We start from the raw sequence: 18,708 nt of genomic DNA on the forward strand, positions 1-18,708 counted from the left end.
AAGCGGGGAAGCAAGGGGGACTCACTCCATGGTGATTCCAAATGAATTCATGTCGTTCGACGGGACCGACATTCATCAGTTGCGCGACTTTCTGCTGAGCCAGCGCCGAATCTCCGGCTGGACTCAAGAAGAGCTCTCCGAGCGCTCCGGAGTGAGCGTGCGGACGATCCGTAATCTGGAGACGGGCTCCAACACCAATCCGCGCAGAACCTCGGTGGCTTTGCTGCTCAGCGCCTTGGGTGCGGCGCCCGCGGCGCCACCGGAAACGGCGCCCTGGGGTGCGGACGACATGGCGGCGCTGCCCGAGCAGCGCCCGGAGGCGTACCGCGTCCGCTCGTCGGAGCCCTCGCCGTGGCACGGCCCCCGGCCGCTCGGCGATCCGTTAGTGGGCAGACAGCTCGATATGCGCCACGTTCTGGCCTCCGCCCAGCGCAGTCGGCTGATCGTCCTCACCGGTCCTGGCGGGGTGGGCAAAACACGGCTGGCCCTCGCGGCGGCGTCGCGGCTGCGCCCGCTGTTCCGCGGTGGAGTCGCCGTCGTCGAGTTGCGCGACTGCCCGCCCGAACATCTCGACCCGGCACACGCACGTGCCGAGTTGACGCGCGTCACACGGGAGTTCACCGGCGTAACCGGACATTCTCTCGCGGGCGCGCGCGGCGGCCGACGGCTGCTGGTGCTCGACGGCGCCGAACATGTCGCGCAGCAGACGGCCCGCGCCGCGCGGCAGTTGCTCGACGAGCATCCCGGGCTCCATCTGCTGGTGACCTCACGCCGTGCCCTGGCCGCCAGCGCGGCCGAGACCTGGGAGGTCGAACCGCTGCGCGTGGACGGCCCCAAGGGCCGTGACATGCCCGTGCCGAGCGCGGTGGAGCTCCTGCTGCGCCGGGTGCAGGCCGCCCTGCCGACCTTGGATCTCGCCCATCACCTCCCGCTGGTCACCACGTTGTGCCAACTCCTGGACGGGGTGCCGCTGGCCATCGAGATCGCCGCACAGCGGCTCCGATCGCTCCCGCTGACCTCTCTCCTCCAGGAAGACACGCTCTTCCATCTGCTCGGCCAGGCCGATACGGGGGGCCTGAGCGCGCATCGCACACTGTCCGACAGCGTGCGATGGAGCTACGATCTGCTCCCCGCGCCACACCGTGAACTGCTGCACGACCTGGTCGCCCTGCCCGACGGCTTCTCGCTCGACGATGTGCTGACCGCCCAGCCGAGCCGCCGCCCCGAGATGGTGCGGGTGGCCCATCTGCTGGCCGAGCTCGCGGACGCCTCGCTGGTCCAGACCCACCGGGAGCGGCAGTACACCTATCGCATCCATGCCCTGGTGCGGCATGTCGTGACGCAGTTGGCCCGCCACTCCCAGAACACCGCCGCCTGAACGGCGGCCGGCCCCCGCTCAGCCTTCCGCCGTTCCGGCGGCTGCCTTGACGGCCCGGAGCGAGAAGTACTCCGGGCCGTCGAGGCAGCCGAACATCAGCTCCTCCAGCCAGGGCAGCAGACTCTCCTCAAGACCGGCCGTGGGGTCGAGCCGGGCGAGCAGCCGTTGCAGTACGAGGACCAGCCATCCCGTACCCCCGGCCGAGGCCCGCTCCCCCGCGAAGGAGTACAGCCAGGTGTACAGACATGAGGCGGCCGCGTGGTGGACGCAGTGCTCCGCGGCCCGGTCCTGTCCCTCGGTCGTCGCCGCGGCCGGCGACTCGGCGGCGATCCGCGTATAGAAGGCCGCCCGGCGGGCCGACAGCGCGTCAAGGACCTTCAGCAGCACATCGGCCTCGGACACCGGCAGCTCGCGCTCCGCGATCAGGCGCGCCTCGGCCACCGCCGGGCCCCACCCCCGGGTGATCTCGTCCTCGGTGGCGTTGGTCAGCCGCAGCGCCCGGCCCGAGGGATGCCACACCGGGGCCTCATGGGACCAGTCGAAGAGCTGCCGCAGCACCCCGTCCTGGCCGGGCGCGGGACGGTCGGCCACCTGGGCCACGGTGGGCAGCTGCGAGGCGATGCCATGGAGGTTGACATGGGTGGTGCCCTCGAAGACGCTCGCGATGGCGTGGTCGCGCTGGAGCTTCTGGAAGACACCGGAGGCCACGCCCTCGCGCAGATAGCCACGCGCCCCCAGGACCCGGGCGGACTCCTGTACGACCTCCTCGCCCAGCGTCGGTACGAGGTACTTGACCACGGAGGACCACAGGCTGAGCCGGGACGGGGCGACCGAGAGCGCGCGTGCCACCGGCAGCGTGGTGCACTCGGCGATCAGCAGGTCGAGATGCGCGTGCACCAAGTGCCGCCGGATGACGGGGATGCGGTAGATCTCCTGCCCGTACAGCACCCGCTCGCGCGCGTGGCGCAGCGCGATGCGCAGCACCGAGTCCATGGTGCCGAGCGACAGCGCGCCGATGGCGGTGCGGGTGATCTGCAGCACCTGAAGGATCTGGGCCAGGCCCGCGCCGGGGCGGCCGAGCAGCGCGCCGGCCGGCACCTCGGTGTCCCGGAAGGTGATCCCGCTCAGATCGTGGCCGCGCAGGCCCACCGTCCGGACGAAGGGGTGGTTGTCCCAACTCCCGGCAGTAAGTTGCCGCTTGTCGACCAGCAGCAGGGAGGGTCCGGTGTTTTCGACGGCCGCGTAGACGCTGAGGAAGCGGCCCCGGGTGGCGTTGCCAACCGGCCACTTCTCCCCGGTGAGGACATATCCGTCACCGTCCGGCGACGCCGTCGTCTCGTTCGTCCCCAGATCGCTGCCGTGGTCCGGTTCGGACACCGCGAAACACGCCAGATCCCCGTCGAGAACACCCCGGGCCACCAGGGCCCGCTGCTCCTCGTCGCCCCACAGCCACACCGGGTTGACGCCGAGCAGCGCCGAGCCGAACATCACCGCGACGGTCAGATTGCGGCGCGAGAGCGCCCGGGTCAGCAGGACCAGCTGCTCCAGGTTGCGCAGCCCGCCGCCGAAGTGCTCGGGCACCAGATACCGGCTGAACCCCCAGGACCGGACCAGGTCCACCGCGCCGGGGGGCAGCGCGCCCAGCTCCTCGTGCTCGACCGTCTCCGCATGGCTGAACGGACCGCCGCTCGCCGCCGGGTCGCCGAGCACCCGCTCGAAGTCCGCGGCCAACGCGTAGGAGGGGCGGTCGGACACCTCGCCGGTCATGCCGTGGGGGCGTCGGCGCCGTAGCGGGCGAAGAGGTCGGACAGCTCCTCCTCGTCGGGAAGCTGCGCCCGGCCGCTCGCCACTTCGGTGGAGACGAACTCGACCACGTCCTTGACGCGCTCCAGTTTCATGGTCTCCTCCGGGGTCAGCGCCCGGAGGCCGTACAGATCCTCCAGGTTGTAGCCGAGTTCCGCGAGTACGAGGGAGTGGAAGCCGAGATCGCCGACGAGCCGGTGGTCGAGCTCGATCTCGTCGAGTTTGCGCGGGGCGACCAGCCGGACCATGCCGCACACCACGGCGGAGACGGCTTCGGCGCCGACGGCGGCAGGAGTGTGAGTCATGTTTCCGACGGTAAGCCCAGCCGGGGGCCCCTCCCAGGCAACTGGCCCGGCAAGCACACGGCAACTCGGCGTGAGGGACACCGGCAGTGCCGACATGCCGCTCAGGAAGTTGGAGTACACATACCGCGGCTCGCCCGCGGGCTCGGCCTTGTCGACCAGCTCCCGCAAGCTCTCCAGCAGGGCCGTCAGCTCGGCGCGGGCCAGGAAGGCACCGAGGCAGAAGTGCGCGCCGTGCGCGAACGACAGGTGTTTGTTGGGGGTGCGGGACAGGTCGAACTCGTCCGGCCGCTCGAAGACCCGCTCGTCGCGGTTGGCGGAGGCCAGCCAGGTGACCACGATGTCCCCCGCCTCGACGAACCGGTCGTCGAGGAGGACGTCCCGGGTCGCGGTCCGGCCGCTGTGCAGGGCCGGGGTGGTCCAGCGCAGCACCTCCTCGACGGCCGAGGCGGTGGCGACCCGGCCGGACTTGAGGGCCTGCCACTGGTCCTCGTGCTCCATCAGCGCCCGCAGGCCGCCGACCATCGAGAAACGGGTCGTCTCATGGCCACCCATGATGATGCTGTAGCAGTTGAAGACGATCTCCTCGTGGGTCAGCGGCCGGCCGTCGATCTCCTTGGTCACCAGCAGGCTGACCACGTCGTCGTACGGTTTGGCGCGGCGCTGTGCGGCCAGCTCCGAGAAGTAGAGCAACAGGCCGTTCCGGGACGCCCAGGTGGCCTCCTCGGTGGGCGCGCCGTCCGCCGAGGACAGCGCGCCGGAGGTGAGGTCGATGATGTGCTGCCGCTCGGCGGCCGGGACGCCGAGCAGATCGCAGATGGCGGCGAGCGGGATATGCGCGGCCACATCGGCGGCGAAGTCCACCTCGCCCCGCTCCACCGCCTCCTCGACCAGCGCGTGCGTACCGCGCCTGACGCTGTCGACCACCACCTCGAGGGAGCGCGGCGAGAACGGCTTCAGCAGGGCGCTGCGCAGCGCCTGATGCGGTCTGCCGTCGGTGACGGCGAGCATCTGCCCGGCCGCCGAATCGCCGCCCGCCAGCAGGGTGTCCAGCACATTGCCGCGTTCGGAGGTGAAGGTCTCGCTGTCGTTGAGCACCGAGACCACATCGGCGTAGCCGCTCACCGCCCAGAACCCGGGGCCGCGCGCGGTCTCGGGCTGCCAGTGCACGGGGGCCTCGGCGCGCAGCCGGCGCCACAGCGGCCCCAGGTCGTGGTGGGCGTGCAGCAGGGGGTCGGCGAGATCCAGCTGGTCGAGCGGTTGTGGGGCGAGAGCCCGGCGGGTGTCCATGGCTGTTTCCTTAAGCGTGGTGGCGGGACGCTGCGATACGGCGTACGGCGTACGGCGTACGGGGAGCGGGGGGCGGCGTACGGGGGCGCTCAGCCCAGGGGCTTGGTCGGGCCGGGGAAGAACGCGGTGGTCGCCCCCGCGGTCTCGGCCCCGTCCACCACGAACTGCTGGCCCGATACGAACGACGCCCGCGGGGAGGCCAGAAAGTGGAACACGTCCGCGATCTCCTCGGGGAGGGCGTGGCGGCGGGCCGGGATGCGCTCGTTGACCTCGTCGAGCATGGCGTCGGTGTACTCGGCGCGCTGCATGGGCGTGAGCACGGCACCGGGCGCCACACAGGCGGTCCTGATGAGGGGAGCCAGCTCGATGGCGAAGGTCTGGCACAGCGAGGCCACCCCCGCCTTGCTGGCGTTGTAGTCCGCGTACAGCGGATAGCCACGGGAGCCGTTGACGGACGCGGTGGCGAGCAGCACGCCCTCGCCGCGGCGCAGCATATGCGGGACGGCGTGGCGCCACAGCGCGAGGACACCCATCAGATTGACGTCCAGGGTGCGCCGCGCCTCCTCCTCGGTCAGGTCGAGGATGCCGTGCCGGACGCTGATACCTGCGTTGGCGATGACGACGTCGATCCGGCCCCGCTCGGCGTGCACCTGGTCGACCACGGCGCGGACGCCCGACCAGTCGGCGACATCCAGCTCGACCCAGCGGACCTGGCCCCCGCCCTCGCGGGGGCCGTCCACCGCGCCGGGGGCGGGCGGTTGGCGATCGAGGTTGACCACGTAGTCGCCGCCGCGGGCGAACCTCTCGGCGGTGGCGTGGCCGATTCCGCTGGACGCGCCGGACACGATGACGGTGCGCATGGGATGTGGCTGCCTTTCCTCGGGAGTCGGCAGGGTGGTGTCGGGGCCGGGCTCAGACGATGACACGGGGGTGCTCCAGGGCGTATCCGCTGAGGTTGCGCCGTAGATTGCGGCTGACGGTCAGCTTCTTCAGCCAGCGGTCGGTCCCGTCGTACCGCGGAGTGAAGGCGCGGCGGCCGTGTACGGCGCGGTAGTTGTCCACGATCAGCAGCGAGCCGGGGCCCACCGCGATCTCCCGCTGGACGCGCCGCAGTTCGTCCATGAGCCGGTCCAGCGCGGCCGCCGCCTCGGTGTCCCCGGGGCCCACACGCATGAAGGGGCGGTCGATGCGCAGATACGGATTGAGCCGGTCGCCGAAGAGCACCGCGGTGGGCACCGGCCGGTCCGTCATGGCGTACAGCCTGGGCAGCGCGGGGTGGCGGGGCGCGGACGCCTCCAGCTGCCGGATGTGTTCGGTGTCCGGCAGGATGTGGAAGCGCTCCTCGGCGAGCACCGTACGGTCGTGATCGCTCAGCCGGACGTCGCGGACGGAGGACACGACGGTCGGCACCCGGTCCCGGTTGCGCAGGCCGAACAGCAGCAGATAGTCGCAGCGGTTGGGGTGGAAACCGTCCTCGGTGTGGAACTCCAGCAGGCTCTCGCTGCCGTAGCCGCTCTGGCGCCGCTCGTCGCCGCGGATCGGCAGGATGTTCTGGATGATGCGGCCCTCCTGGAGGGTCACCCAGCCGAACGGATCGCCCAGCGCGAGACCGCACATCGCCAGCCACAGCTCCTGCGCCCTGGCCGCCCGCCCGCCGATGGCCTCGCGCCAGTGGCCGGGGGTGGGGCCGAGCCGGTCGTCGTCCACCGGGAAGCCGTGCACCAGGCACGCGGCGGTGCTCTCGGTGCGGCGGTAGGAGAGGAGGAAGCCGCGCAGCCCGGCGGGCAGCAGCTCCTCGGCCGCGTGGTCGCCGTCGTAGAACTCCGGCTGGTCGGGGGCCGGTTGGGCGTCCGCGAACCGTGCCGCGACGGCCCGCAGTTCGGCGGCCTCGCGGGCGTCGAGATGGTATTCGAGAGGGGTGTCGGGGCCACCGGGGACCGGACCGCCGGGGGCCGGATCGGCCGCTCCCGGGCGGAGGGCGCGGGCAGCGGGGTACGTGCTTGTCATGTCGATGGTCCTCCACCGGGTCGTGACCGCTCGGGTCGTCCGTCGTTCGGTCCTGTGCGGCCCGCGCACCGCTGCCGGGCCGCGTGGTGGTGCCTCACGGGGCCGGCCGAGCAGGGTCCCGGCCGTATCGGCCCAGTGGTCGTGCGATGGAAATGTCCGGCCGTCGCCGGGGTTCAGTCTCCGCCCGAGGTTCAGACCGGCTCCTGCCAGTCCTCGGCGAAAGCGTCGAGTTCGTGCTGGGACAGGGTGATCAGCGGCTCTTCCGGTTCGCCCGCGTCGGTGTCCATGCCAGTGTTCATGCCCGTGTCCGGAGCGAGTTCCTTCACCGCGTCGGCGAGCGCGGCCACCGTCTTGTGGGTGAACACATCGCGCGGCGCCATGTCCAGGCCGTCCGCGTGGGCCAGGGTGACGAGCTTGACCGAGCTGATCGAGTCGCCGCCGAGGTCGAAGAAACTGTCGTCGATACCGACCCGCTCGACCTTGAGGGCCTGCGCGAAGAGCGCGCACAGCCGCTCCTCGAGGGCGGTACGGGGCGCCCGGGAGGCGGGGGTGCCGGAGAACTCGGGCGCGGGCAGGGCCACCCGGTCGAGCTTCCCGCTCGGCGTGACCGGCAGCCGGTCCAGGACGACGACGGCCGCGGGCACCATGTGGTCGGGCAGGGCGGCGGCGACCCGGCCGCGCAGGGCCGCCGGATCCGGCCGGGCGTCGGCGGCCGGGGCCACGTACGCCACCAGCCGCCGGCCGGCCGGGTCCTCGCGGGCGACCACGACCGCCTGGGCTACCGCGGGGTCGTCGGTCAGCACCGTCTCGATCTCACCGGGTTCGATCCGGAAGCCACGCACCTTGACCTGCTGGTCCGCCCGGCCCAGATACTCCAGGGCGCCGTGCGGCGTACGGCGCGCCAGATCGCCGGTGCGGTACATCCGCGACCCGGCCGGGCCGTACGGGTCGGCCACGAACCGCTCCGCGGTGAGCCGGGCCCGGCCCAAATAGCCGCGCGCCAGCCCCTCGCTCGCCAGATACAGCTCACCCGGCGCCCCCACCGGCACCGGTCGCAGCGCGCCGTCCAGCAGATGGACCCGCGCCCCCGCGACCGGGTGGCCGAGCGGCGGTCTGGTCCGGCCCGCCAGCGGGCGGCTCATCGTGGCCATGACGGTCGCCTCGGTGGGCCCGTAGGCGTTGACCATGCGGCGCCCGGACGACCAGCGTTCGACCAGTTCGGGCGGGCATGCCTCGCCGCCCACGACGAGGGTGACACCGGGCGGCAGACCGTCCTCGGGCAGCACGGCGAGCGAGGACGGCGGGAGCAGCAGCGTGGTCACGCCGTGCCGGGCCACGGTGGCCGCCAGGGCCGGGCCCGGCAGCAGTTGGTCGGCGGGCGCGACGACCGCGCTCGCCCCGGTCAGCAGGGCGGTCGTCAGCTCCCACACCGAGGCGTCGAAGCTCGGCGAGGCGAACAGCAGCACCCGCTCGTCCGCGCGCAGTCGCAGACCGGTGCGCTGCTGGGCGACCAGGGCGGCGAGGCCTCGGTGGGGCACCAGCACACCCTTGGGGCGGCCGGTCGACCCGGAGGTGTAGATGAGATACGCGGTGTTCTCGGGCCGTAGCGGCGCCATCCGGTCGGCGTCGGTCAGGTCCTCGTCCGACAGCCCACCGGTCAACTCCTCGTGGATTTCAAGCAGTTGCGTGTCCGTGCCGTCCAGGCACAGGGTCCGCCCGTCGCCCGCCTCTGCCATCGCCCCGGCCGCCTCGGTGGTGGTCAGGACGAGGGCGGGCCGAGCATCGGCGACGACCTGGCGCAGCCGCTCCGGCGGGTATCCGAGGTCCAGCGGCAGATAGGCGGCGCCCGCCTTGAGTACGGCGACGACGGCGAGCACGGAGCGGGCCGACTTGGGTATGGCGACCGCGACGGTGTCCTCGGGGCCGATGCCCTGCGCCACCAGCGCCCGGGCCAGCCGGTTGGCCCGCGCGTTGAGGTCGGCGTAGCTGACGGCCAGCGGCCCTTCGTACACCGCGACGGCCTCGGGCCGGGCCCGGACCCGCTCCTCGAAGAGCTCGGGGAACGTCCGCGCGACGGGGTGCGACGGGCCGTCGGCGGCGGCGCGGAACCGCTTGTGCTCCCCCGCCGTGAGCAGGTCGATACGGCCGAGCGGCGCCGCCGGGTCGGCCACGAAGCCGTCGAGGACCTTCCCCACCCGGGTCAGCAGGGCCTGGGATGCCTCGGCGGTGAACAGGTCGGCGCGGTAGCTGAGTTCGAGGCTCAGGCGCTCGTCCGGCACCACGACCAGGCTGAGCGGATAGTGGGTGGCGCCGGGCACGGGCCGGTCGTCGACGGAGATCCGCAGGCCGGGGATGTGCTTCTGGACGGCTTCGCCGTCGACGGGGGTGTTCTCGAATCCGACGACGGTGTCGAAGAGTTCCCCGAGGCCCAGGGTCCGCTGCAGTTCGGCGAGGCCCAGGTGCTGGTACGGGCCCAGCTCGGCCTGTCGGCGCTGGAGGTCGGCCAGGAGCTGGACGAGTGGCCGTGCCGGGTCGAGCCGCACCCGGACCGCCACGGTGTTCATGAGCAGGCCGACGATGTCCTCGGAGCCCGGCAGCTCCGGCGGGCGTCCGGCGCAGGTCGCGCCGAACACGATGTCGTCGCGGCCCAGCAGTTGGCCGAGCGCCACCGCCCAGGCGCCCTGGACCACGGTGTTGAGGGTCAGACCCGCGCGCCGTGCCGCGGTGGCGAGCGCGGTGGTCCGCTCGAGGTCGAGGAGTTCGGTCACCAGATGGGGCACGGTGGCGGAGGCGGCCTCGGCGTCGGGGGCGACGAGGGTCGGCTCGTCCAAGCCGGCCAGTTCCTCGGCCCAGGCCCGCGCCGCCCGCTCCGCGTCCTGGGCGGCGAGCCAGCGCAGGAAGTCGGCGAACTGCACGGGCGGAGGGGCCGCCGCGGCGGTGCCGCCCGCGTAGAGGGCGAACAGGTCGCGGAAGAACAGCGGCAGCGACCAGCCGTCCAGCAGCCCGTGGTGGTACGACACCAGCAGCAGGTGGTCGTCGGCCGCCAGCCGGACCAGGGTGGCCCGCAGCAGTGGCGGCTCGGCGAGGTCGAAGCGGCGCAGCCGGTCCTCGTCGATCAGCTCGGCGAGGCGGTGGCGGCGCTCGTCCTCGGCGAGCCCCGACAGGTCGGCCTCCCGCCAGGGCACGCTCATCTCCTCGTGCACCAGCTGGACCAGACGGCCGGAGCTCAGCAGGGTGAAGGAGACCCGCAGGGCGCTGTGGCGGGCGACGGCTGCCCCGACGGCCTCGCGCAGCGCGTCGGGCGTCAGCGGGCCGGTCAGCCGTACGGGGGCTTGGGCCGTGTACACGTCGACGCCGTCGGCGGCGAGCACCGCGTGGAAGTGCATCCCCTGCTGGAGGGGCGTCAGCGGCAGCACCTCGGCGATCCGCCGCCCGTCCTGGTCCAGTTCCGCCCGCTCGGCGTCGGAGAGGGTAACCAGCGGGCCCGCGGGCGCACGGTCCTGACCTCGCGGTTCGTCCCGTACGCCGGTGTCCTCGGCCACTTCGGCGAGCCGGGCGATGGTCGGGTGGAGGAAGATGTCCTTGGTGGTGATGGCCAGTTGGGCGCGGTGGGCGCGGGCCGCCAGCTGCATGGCGATGATGGAGTCGCCGCCGAGGTCGAAGAAGCTGTCGTCCACGCCGATCCGGGGGCGGCCGAGAACATCGGCGAACACCTCGTGCAGCGCCCGCTCCCGCTCGGTGGAGGGGGCCCGGTACTCGCCCGTGGCCTGGAAGCTCGGCGCGGGCAGCGCCGCCCGGTCCACCTTGCCGTTCGGCGTGAGCGGCACGGCGTCGACCACCATCACGACCGCTGGGACCATATACGCCGGCAGCCGGCGCGCGACCGTGTCGCGCAGCGTGACGGGGTCGGGCCGGGCGCCGGGCGAGGGGCATACGTAGCCCACGACGCGCCGTACACCCGACGGGTCGGTGGACACCGCCGCCACCGCCCGCGCCACCGAGGGCTCCGCCGCCAGCGCGGCTTCGATCTCGCCCAGTTCGACGCGGTGGCCGCGTATCTTGACCTGGGAGTCCGCTCGCCCGCAGTACTCCACGGCCCCGTCCGGACCGCGGCGCCCCAGGTCACCGGTGCGATACATGCGGGCGCCCGCCGGGCCGAACACATCGGCCACGAAACGCTCCGCCGTCGGGCCGGGGCGTCCCAGGTAGCCCCGGGAGACCCCGGCGCCGGCGATGTACAGCTCGCCGACCACCCCGTCCGGCACCGGCCGCAGGAACGGGTCGAGCACATACACCCGGGCGTTGTCGGCGGGGTGGCCGATGGCGGGCCGGCCCTCGCCGTGCCAGAGCATCGCGTCGACGGTGCACTCGGCGGGTCCGTAGAGGTTGTAGACCGACAGGCCCGGCACCGCGTGCAGTTCGGCCCACAGGTCGTCCGCCACCTCCTCGCCACCGAGCGCCAGAACACTCACCCGGTGCCGCTCCCCCGACGCCTGGAACATGCCCGCGGCCAGCATCTGGCGGGCGACGGACGGCGTGGTGTCGAGGACGTCGACCTCCGCCGCCACGGCGCGGTCGACCAGCGCCAGGGCGTCCTTGCGCACGGTGTCGTCGACGATGTGCAGTTCATGTCCGGCGACCATCCACAGCAGCTGGCTGAAGGAGGCATCGAAGCCGAGGGAGTTGGTGAGCGCCGCCCGCAGCAGCCGGCCGCCCGCCCGTGTCCGCTCCGGGTCGAAGAAGTTCGCCCGGTGGCTGTGGAACATATTGGCCAGGTTGCGGTGCTCGACGGCGACCCCCTTGGGCCGTCCGGTGGAGCCGGAGGTGTAGATCACATACGCCAGGTGGCCGGGCAGCGGCGCACCGAAGCTCCCGGCGGTGTCCAGGTCCATGGCTTCGGGCGCCACGTCCCCGTCGACCCGCAGTGGCGCGACCTCGTCGACCCGCAGCGTCGCCACCCCTTCGGGTACGGCGTGCGCGGTCTCGGCGGTGGCCAGCACGAGGGCCGGTCCGGCCTCGGCGCAGATCGCCGCGATCCGCTCCGGGGGGTGTTCGGTGTCGAGCGGCAGATATCCGGCCCCCGACTTCCACACCGCCCAGATCGCCGTCACCGCGGCCGTGGTACGAGGCAGCGCGACGCCCACCAGGCGGTCCGGGCCGGCGCCGTGGGCCACGAGCAGCCGGGCGAGCCGGGTGGCGTCGGCGTCCAGCCGCTCGAAGGTGAGGCTGGTCGTGGCGTCGGTGACGGCGATCGCCTGCGGGGTCGTACGGGCCTGCGCCTCGAGCAGCTCGGGCAGGGTCTGGTCCGGGTACGCCACGGTCCGGCCGCTCGCCGCGCCCAGGATCCGCCGCCGCTCGGCGTCGAAGCACCGCGGCAGCCGCCCGGCCGGAGCCTCGGGCCGGTCGGCGATGTCCCGGATCACGGCGCACAGGCGCCGCAGCACCTCGGCCGCCGCCTCGCCGCTGAAGACATCCTCGCGGTAGTTGAGTTCGAAGCGGAGCCGGGCGCCGGGGTGGACGGCCAGGCTCAGCGGATAGTGGGTGCCCTCGAAGGCGTCCTCGACGGCGTCCCGCAGCAGGGTGACGGTGAGCCCCGCCACCGCGGACCCCTGGACGGCTTCGTCGACGGGGACGTTCTCGAAGGCGACGGTGGTGTCGAAGAGTTCGGTGGCGCCGACGGCGCGCTGGATATCGGCGAGACCCAGGTACTCATGCCTGGTCAGGGCCGCCTGCTCGCGCTGGATACGGACCAGCAGATCCGCCACGGGCTCGGCCGGGTCGACCCGTACCCGGGCGGGCACCGTGTTCATCATCAGGCCCACCATGCGCTCGCTGCCCGGGAGCTGGGGCGGGCGCCCGGCGACGGTGTTGCCGTAGACGACGTCCCGCCGCCCGGTGAGCGCCGTCAGCAGCAGTGCCCACGCGCCCTGCACCATGGTGTTGGTGGTGAGATCGCGCGAGCGGGCCGCGTCGGTGAGCCGTGCCGTATCGGCCTCGGACAGCTCCGCGACAACGCGCTGCTGGCCGCGGTCGGAGGTGCCGGTGCCCGCTCCGCCGCCCACCAGCGTCGCGCCGTCGAGCCCGGACAGCGCGGTCTGCCAGGCGCGCTCGGCCTCGGCGTGGTCCTGTTCGGAGAGCCAGCCGAGATATTCGCCGAACGACGGGGCGGCCTCCAGCCGTTCTGCGGTGCCGCCGTCCCGGTAGATACGGAACAGGTCGGCGAGGACCAGGGGCAGCGACCAGCCGTCCAGCAGGATGTGGTGGTTGGTGAGCACGAGGACATGGCGGTCGGGTGCCAGCCGCACCAGGGTGAAGCGCAGCAGCGGTGGCTTCGTCATCTCGAAGCGCCGGGAGCGGTCCTCGGTCAGCAGCCTGGCGAGCCGCGCCCGGCGCTCCTCTGCGCCGTGGCCGGAGAGGTCGACCTCCTCCCACGGTGGCTCGACCGCGCGGGCGATGGCCTGGACGGCCTCGCCCGAGCGGCGCCGCAGAAACCCCGCGCGCAGGCTGGCGTGGCGGGCCGGCAGGGCGAGGCACGAGCGGCGCAGCGCCTCGGTGTCGAGCGGCCCGACCAGTTCCAGGGGGGTCTGCACGGTATAGAAGTCGACCGGCCCACTTGGGCCACGCTCGGTGTCCCCCTCGTCGAAGAGGGCGTGGAAGAGGATGCCCTGCTGCAACGGCGAGAGCGGCAGCACCGCTTCCAGGGATGTCTGTTTCACCGTGTTGTCTCCCACTGGGCTTCGAGCTCGTCGAGTTCTTCCGCGTCGAGGTGCAGCAGGCTCCCTGCGTCCCGCGGTGTCCCGGCGTCGGGGACGGTGTCCTGGGCCACTTCGGCGAGCCGGGCGATGGTTTTGTGGCGGAAGACGTCGTTGCTGGTGACGGTGAGACCCGCCGCATGGGCGCGGGCGGCCAGCTGCATGGCGACGACCGAGTCGCCGCCGAGGTCGAAGAAGCTGTCGTCCACGCCGATCCGCTCCCCGCCGAGCACATCGGTGAACACCTCGTGCAGCACCCGCTCCCGCTCGCTCGTCGGGGCGCGGTACGCACTCGTGGCCTGGAACCGCGGGGCGGGCAGCGCCGCCCGGTCCAGCTTGCCGTTCGGGGTGAGCGGCAGGGCGTCGACCACCACCACGACCGCCGGGACCATATACGCCGGCAGCCGCCGCGCCACGAACTCGCGCAACTCGCCGGGGTCGGTGTCCGCGGCGGCGACGGCGTACGCGACCAGGTGCCGGATCCCCGGCCGGTCCTCGCGGACGGCCGCGACCGCCCCGCCGACCCCGGGCGCCTGTGCGAGTACGGCCTCGACCTCGCCCGGCTCGATGCGATGGCCGCGCAGTTTGACCTGGCTGTCGGCGCGGCCGAGGTAGGCAAGATCGCCGTCCGCCGTCCACCGGGCCAGATCGCCGGTCCGGTACATCCGTGTGCCGGGCGGGCCGAACGGGTCGGCGACAAACCGCTCCGCGGTGACCTTGGGGCGGCCGAGGTAGCCGCGGGCGAGCCCGTCGCCGCTCAGATACACCTCGCCCGCGACACCGGGCGGCACCGGCCGCAGCGCGGAGTCGAGCAGCCGGATCCGGCCGCCGGGGACCGAGTGCCCCATGGGCGGGACGGTACGGCCGGACAACGCCCCGGTCTGGGTGGCAATGACGGTCGCCTCGGTGGGGCCGTAGGCGTTGACCATGTGCCGTCCCGGGGACCAGCGGGCGACCAGCTCCGGCGAGCATGCCTCGGCGCCGACGACCAGGTTGATGCCCCGGGGCAGGCTGTCCGATGGCATGGCGGAGAGCGCCGAGGGGGCGAGCAGCAGACAGTCGACCCCCAGCTCGGCCACCAGCTCGGCCAGCGGTGGCCCGGGCACCAGCCGTTCGGGCGGGGCGACCACCGCGGCGGCGCCGGTCAGCAGCGCCACGCACAGCTCCCACACCGAGGCGTCGAAGCTCGGCGACGCGAACTGCAGCACCCGGGTGTCCGGGGTCAGCTGGAGTTGGTTCTGTTGGTGGCGCAGCAGGGCGGCCAGGCCCGTATGGGTGACGAGGACACCTTTGGGGCGGCCGGTCGAACCGGAGGTGTAGATGACATACGCCGGGTGGCCCGGCCGCAGCGGAGCCCGGCGGTCGCGGTCGTCAAGGTCGGTGTCGGTGTCCGGTGGTCCTGCCAACTGGCCGCCGGGTGCCTCGTCCAGATACAGCCGGGGCACGTTGGCGGCTGTTGTGGTGTCGTCGGCCGCCCGGGTGGTCAGCAGGAGCAGCGGTTCGGTGTCATCGAGCATGGCGGTGATCCGCGCCCGCGGATAGCCGAGGTCGACCGGGAGGTACGCGGCACCCGCCTTCATCACCGCGATCACGGCCGTCAGCGCGACGGCGCCGCGTGGCAGGGCGACGGCCACCAGGCGCTCGGGGCCGGCGCCGCGTGCGACCAGGGCCCTGGCGATACGGTTGGCGCGGCAGTTCAGCTCGGCGTAGTCGAGGGCGCCCTCGGGAGTGAGCACCGCGGGGGCGTCCGGTGTCCGGCGGACCTGCTCCTCGAACAGCTCCGGGAAGGTCCGTGGCGCGATGTCCCGCGCCGGCCCCGGCGGCCGGCCGACGGCCAGCGCCTGGGCGCGCTCGGCGGCCGTCAGGACGTCCACGCGGGCGAGCGGGAGGTCCGGCGGGGCGGCGAGGAACCGGGCGAGGAATTCGGTGAACCGGGCCTGGTGCGCGGCCAGTTCGGCGGCGGTGTAGCGGTCGGGGTTGGCCTCGAACTCGACGCGCGCGCCCTGCCCGTCGGGCCCGGGGTGGCAGGTGATGTTGAGGTCGGTGACCGGGCCGCCGGACAGTGCGGTGAGGCGGGCCTCGAGCCCGGTGAACGCGGTCTCGGAGCCCGCCGGCACGATGTTCACCAGTACGCCGAAAAGTTGCTCATCGGTGCCCAACAGCCGCAGGTCGCGGCGGAGTTCGTCGTACGGGTAGCGCTGGTGGGTGAGGAGTTCGCCGAGCCGCCGTGCGACCTGCCGGACCAGCGCGGTCCGGCCCGCGGCCGGGCTGACGGTGAGCCGCAGCGGGAAGGTGTTCGACAGCATGCCGGGCACGTTGCGCGTCCGGGCGCCGACGCGCGCGGTGACCGGGACGCCCACCGTGAGGTCCTGGGCCCCGGTCATGCCCTGCAGATACGCGGCGACGCCCGCCAGCATCGCCACCGTCCACGGGGCGCGGGCGTCCCGCCCCGCGGCTCCCAGCGCCCGCAGTTCGGCCGCCGACAGCGCCGTCGTCACCGACAGCGCGCGCCCCGCGGCGCCCGTCGGCACCCCCGGAGCGAGCGACACGGCCTCGGGCCGCTCGGCGAAGACCCCGTTCCAGTACTTCTGGTCCGTGACGTAGTCGTCCGACGCGCGGTAGTCCGCCTCCTCCGCCAGCAGCTCCGCCACGCGGCCCAGCGGCTCGCCCGTCGGCTCCGCCCCGGCGGCCAGGGCCTCGTAGTGGGCCGCGATCCGGCGCGAGTGCAGTACGGAGCCGAAGGCGTCGGACAGGATGTGGTGGCTGCGCTGGTACCAGACGTGGTGGTCGGTGCCGATCCGCATGAGGACGTGGCCGGACAGCGCGTCCTGGAACAGGTCGCGCGGGGTGGCGCGGTCGGAGTCGATCAGCGCGTGGGCCGTGGCGAGCGGATCCGGCTCGCCGCTGAGGTCGATCTCCTGCCACGTCGAGCGGCCGGGCCCGACCGGCCGCTGGTACAGCCCGTCCGGCCGCTCCACCAGTTCGACGTCCCAGCTGCCGCTCTCCCCCTCCGCCCGCCGGATCGCCCGCCGCAGCAGCTCCCCGTCCACCGGCCCCCGGAGCTCCATGGCGGCCACCGTGTTGTAGGCCGGGTTGTCGGGCTGGAGGCGCTGGGCGTGGAACACGCCCCGCTGGGCGGCCGTGAGCGGAAGCAGCTCGGTGTCGCGTGAAGTCATCGGGTCGTAACCGCTCTCTCCTGCGCTCGGCGGACCGCTCCGCCGGACTGCCGGACTGCCTGACTCACCAAGGGCTCGCAATCTCGGTCGATGCTGCATCGGTGGCGCGGCCGCTTTCCAGGCAATCGACCGGCAATCGCGGTTGCTGGTCGAAATGCCGCCCGGAGCCGGGCGAGTTACCGGCCGGTTGCCTGGTGGCCGCGTGGCCCTGTGGCGAAGCTGTGCGACAGCCGGGCACGCGGTCGCGCCCCGAAGGACGTACGGGCGTGGCCCGTGCACTCCTGAAAGGACGGGGACGTGACGGGGACGTTGGGAAACCCGGACCGGGGCCTGCTCGACTGGCTGGACGAGGCGTCCACCGAGCGCGGCCTGTACTACGCGAACCACGACGACGGCTGGGACTTCTGGTCCTACCGCGACCTGGGCCGGCTGGTGCTCACCACCGCCGCCGCGCTGCGGGCGAACGGGGTCGGGCGGGGCGAGGTGGTGGCGCTTGTGCAGCGCTCGAGCCCGGGCTTCGTCGCCGGGTTCTTCGGCGCTCTGGCCGCCGGTGCGGCACCGTGCGCCATCGCCCCGCCGTTCGCCTACCAGCGGGCCGACGAGTACGAGGTGCACGCCGCCCATCTGCTGCGGACCGTGCGCCCCGCGGCCGTCGTCTGCGACGACGAGTCGCTGGAGCGCCTGCGTAAGATCGCCGCCGACCTGGGCATCGACGAACCGGTGGCGTTCGACCAGCTCATCGCGGACACCGAGCCGCTGAAGCGGCCACTGCCGCCTCCCGAGACCGCGCTGCTCCAGTTCACCTCGGGGTCGAGCGGTTTCTCGCGCGGGGTACGGATCTCAGCGGAGGCGCTGCGCACCAACATCGGCGGGATGGGCACCTGGCTGGAGTGCGCCCCGCACCGCCCCGCGGCCAGCTGGCTGCCGGTCCACCACGACATGGGCCTGGTCGGCTTTCTGCTGAACGTCGTCGTCACCGGCTTCGACGGGTGGATGCTCCAGCCCGACGACTTCATCCGCTCGCCACTGCGCTATCTGCGCTGCCTCAGCGAGCGGCGCATCGTCATGACGGCCATGCCCAACTTCGGCCTGTCGTACATCCTGCGCCGCGTCAGGCCCGCCGATCTGGAGGGCCTGCGCTTCGATGCGCTCCGGGCCGTGATCATCGGCGCGGAGCGGGTCGACCCGCGGGTGCTGCGCGACTTCCACGCGCTGCTGGGCCCGTACGGCCTCGACCGCGGCGCGCTGGTCCCGGCGTACGGAAGCGCGGAGGCCACCCTCGCGGTGACCGGTCTGCCCCCTGGCGAGGGCTGGACGACGGGGCAGCCTGACGAGGGCAGTGGCGACGCCTCGTCCCTGGCCGGGACGGCGGTGGTCGGCTGCGGCCGGCCGCTGCCGGGCCGTACGGTGACGATCGTGTCCGAGGGCGGGGTGCGGCTCCCCGACGGGCGGGTCGGCGAGATCGTCGTCAGCGGGGTGTCGATCGCGAGCGGATACCTCGGCGACACCGGCTCCGCCTCCGGGACCAGTCTCGGCGAGGAGGGGCTGCGCACCGGAGACGCGGGGTTTCTGCGCGACGGGCAGCTGTTCGTGATCGGCCGGCTGGGCGACGGGCTCAAGGTCAGCGGGAAGATGGTGTTCGCGGAGAGCCTGGAGACCCTGCTGCATCAGCGCGGTGTCCCCGAGCGCCGGGTCGCCGTCCTTCTCGGGGTCCGCGACGCCACGCCCACCGGGGTGGTCGTGTTCGCGGGGGTGCGGCCGGAGTGGCGGCGGATCGCCCATGAGGTGTTGTCCGAATGGCTCGGCGACGCCGCGTTGCTGTCGGTCGAGGTGCCCCAGGGCGGGATCGCGGTCACCTCCAGCGGAAAGCCCCGGCGCCGCGTCATCTGGCAGGCGGTGTGCTCCGGCACGTACGAGGCGGCCACCCAGCCGCTGACCGCGGACTGACCCGGCGCTGCCGGCGCGGGCATACGACTGCCCGGCGCGCTGGTGCGCGCCGG

At 73.1% G+C, this 18,708-nt stretch carries 8 protein-coding genes; 2 read left to right on the forward strand and 6 right to left on the reverse strand.

What is annotated here, in order from left to right; all coding sequences use genetic code 11:
- The first annotated feature begins 28 nt into the window (after nucleotides 1-28).
- Entirely contained in the window at nucleotides 29-1,378 is a 1,350-nt protein-coding gene (locus ACWDSL_RS21020) for a helix-turn-helix domain-containing protein (protein WP_450487490.1), read from the forward strand.
- Nucleotides 1,379-1,396: 18 nt separating this feature from the next.
- Here the strand turns inward: ACWDSL_RS21020 and ACWDSL_RS21025 are convergent, their stop codons facing one another.
- The 6 genes from ACWDSL_RS21025 to ACWDSL_RS21050 all read right to left on the reverse strand — a co-directional run bounded on the left by ACWDSL_RS21025 (nucleotide 1,397) and on the right by ACWDSL_RS21050 (nucleotide 16,708).
- Nucleotides 1,397-3,145, reverse strand: coding sequence for an acyl-CoA dehydrogenase family protein (locus tag ACWDSL_RS21025; RefSeq protein WP_450487492.1), 1,749 nt, complete (start codon nucleotides 3,143-3,145; stop codon nucleotides 1,397-1,399).
- Nucleotides 3,142-4,773, reverse strand: coding sequence for a cytochrome P450 (locus ACWDSL_RS21030; protein ID WP_450487494.1), 1,632 nt, complete (start codon nucleotides 4,771-4,773; stop codon nucleotides 3,142-3,144). The genes ACWDSL_RS21025 and ACWDSL_RS21030 overlap by 4 nt, the downstream gene beginning before the upstream one ends.
- 89 nt (nucleotides 4,774-4,862) lie before the next feature.
- A complete protein-coding gene (locus ACWDSL_RS21035) occupies nucleotides 4,863-5,633 on the reverse strand; it encodes an SDR family NAD(P)-dependent oxidoreductase (protein WP_450487496.1) in 771 nt (256 codons plus the stop codon).
- Nucleotides 5,634-5,685: 52 nt separating this feature from the next.
- Nucleotides 5,686-6,780 carry a guanitoxin biosynthesis L-enduracididine beta-hydroxylase GntD gene (gntD, locus tag ACWDSL_RS21040; protein ID WP_450487498.1) on the reverse strand — a complete coding sequence of 365 codons (1,095 nt, stop codon included), beginning with the start codon at nucleotides 6,778-6,780 and terminating at the stop codon, nucleotides 5,686-5,688.
- A 191-nt stretch (nucleotides 6,781-6,971) separates the two neighbouring features.
- Nucleotides 6,972-13,496 carry an amino acid adenylation domain-containing protein gene (locus ACWDSL_RS21045; protein ID WP_450487500.1) on the reverse strand — a complete coding sequence of 2,175 codons (6,525 nt, stop codon included), beginning with the start codon at nucleotides 13,494-13,496 and terminating at the stop codon, nucleotides 6,972-6,974.
- Nucleotides 13,493-16,708, reverse strand: coding sequence for an amino acid adenylation domain-containing protein (locus ACWDSL_RS21050; RefSeq protein WP_450487502.1), 3,216 nt, complete (start codon nucleotides 16,706-16,708; stop codon nucleotides 13,493-13,495). Before ACWDSL_RS21050 ends, ACWDSL_RS21045 begins: the two co-directional genes overlap by 4 nt.
- 297 nt (nucleotides 16,709-17,005) lie before the next feature.
- Between ACWDSL_RS21050 and ACWDSL_RS21055 the strand changes: the two genes are divergently transcribed.
- The gene (locus tag ACWDSL_RS21055; RefSeq protein ID WP_450487504.1) at nucleotides 17,006-18,655 is read left to right on the forward strand and encodes an AMP-binding protein; all 1,650 of its coding nucleotides are present in this window, start codon (nucleotides 17,006-17,008) and stop codon (nucleotides 18,653-18,655) included.
- Nucleotides 18,656-18,708 lie beyond the last annotated feature (53 nt).

The organism is Streptomyces sp. NPDC000941 (assembly GCF_053599555.1).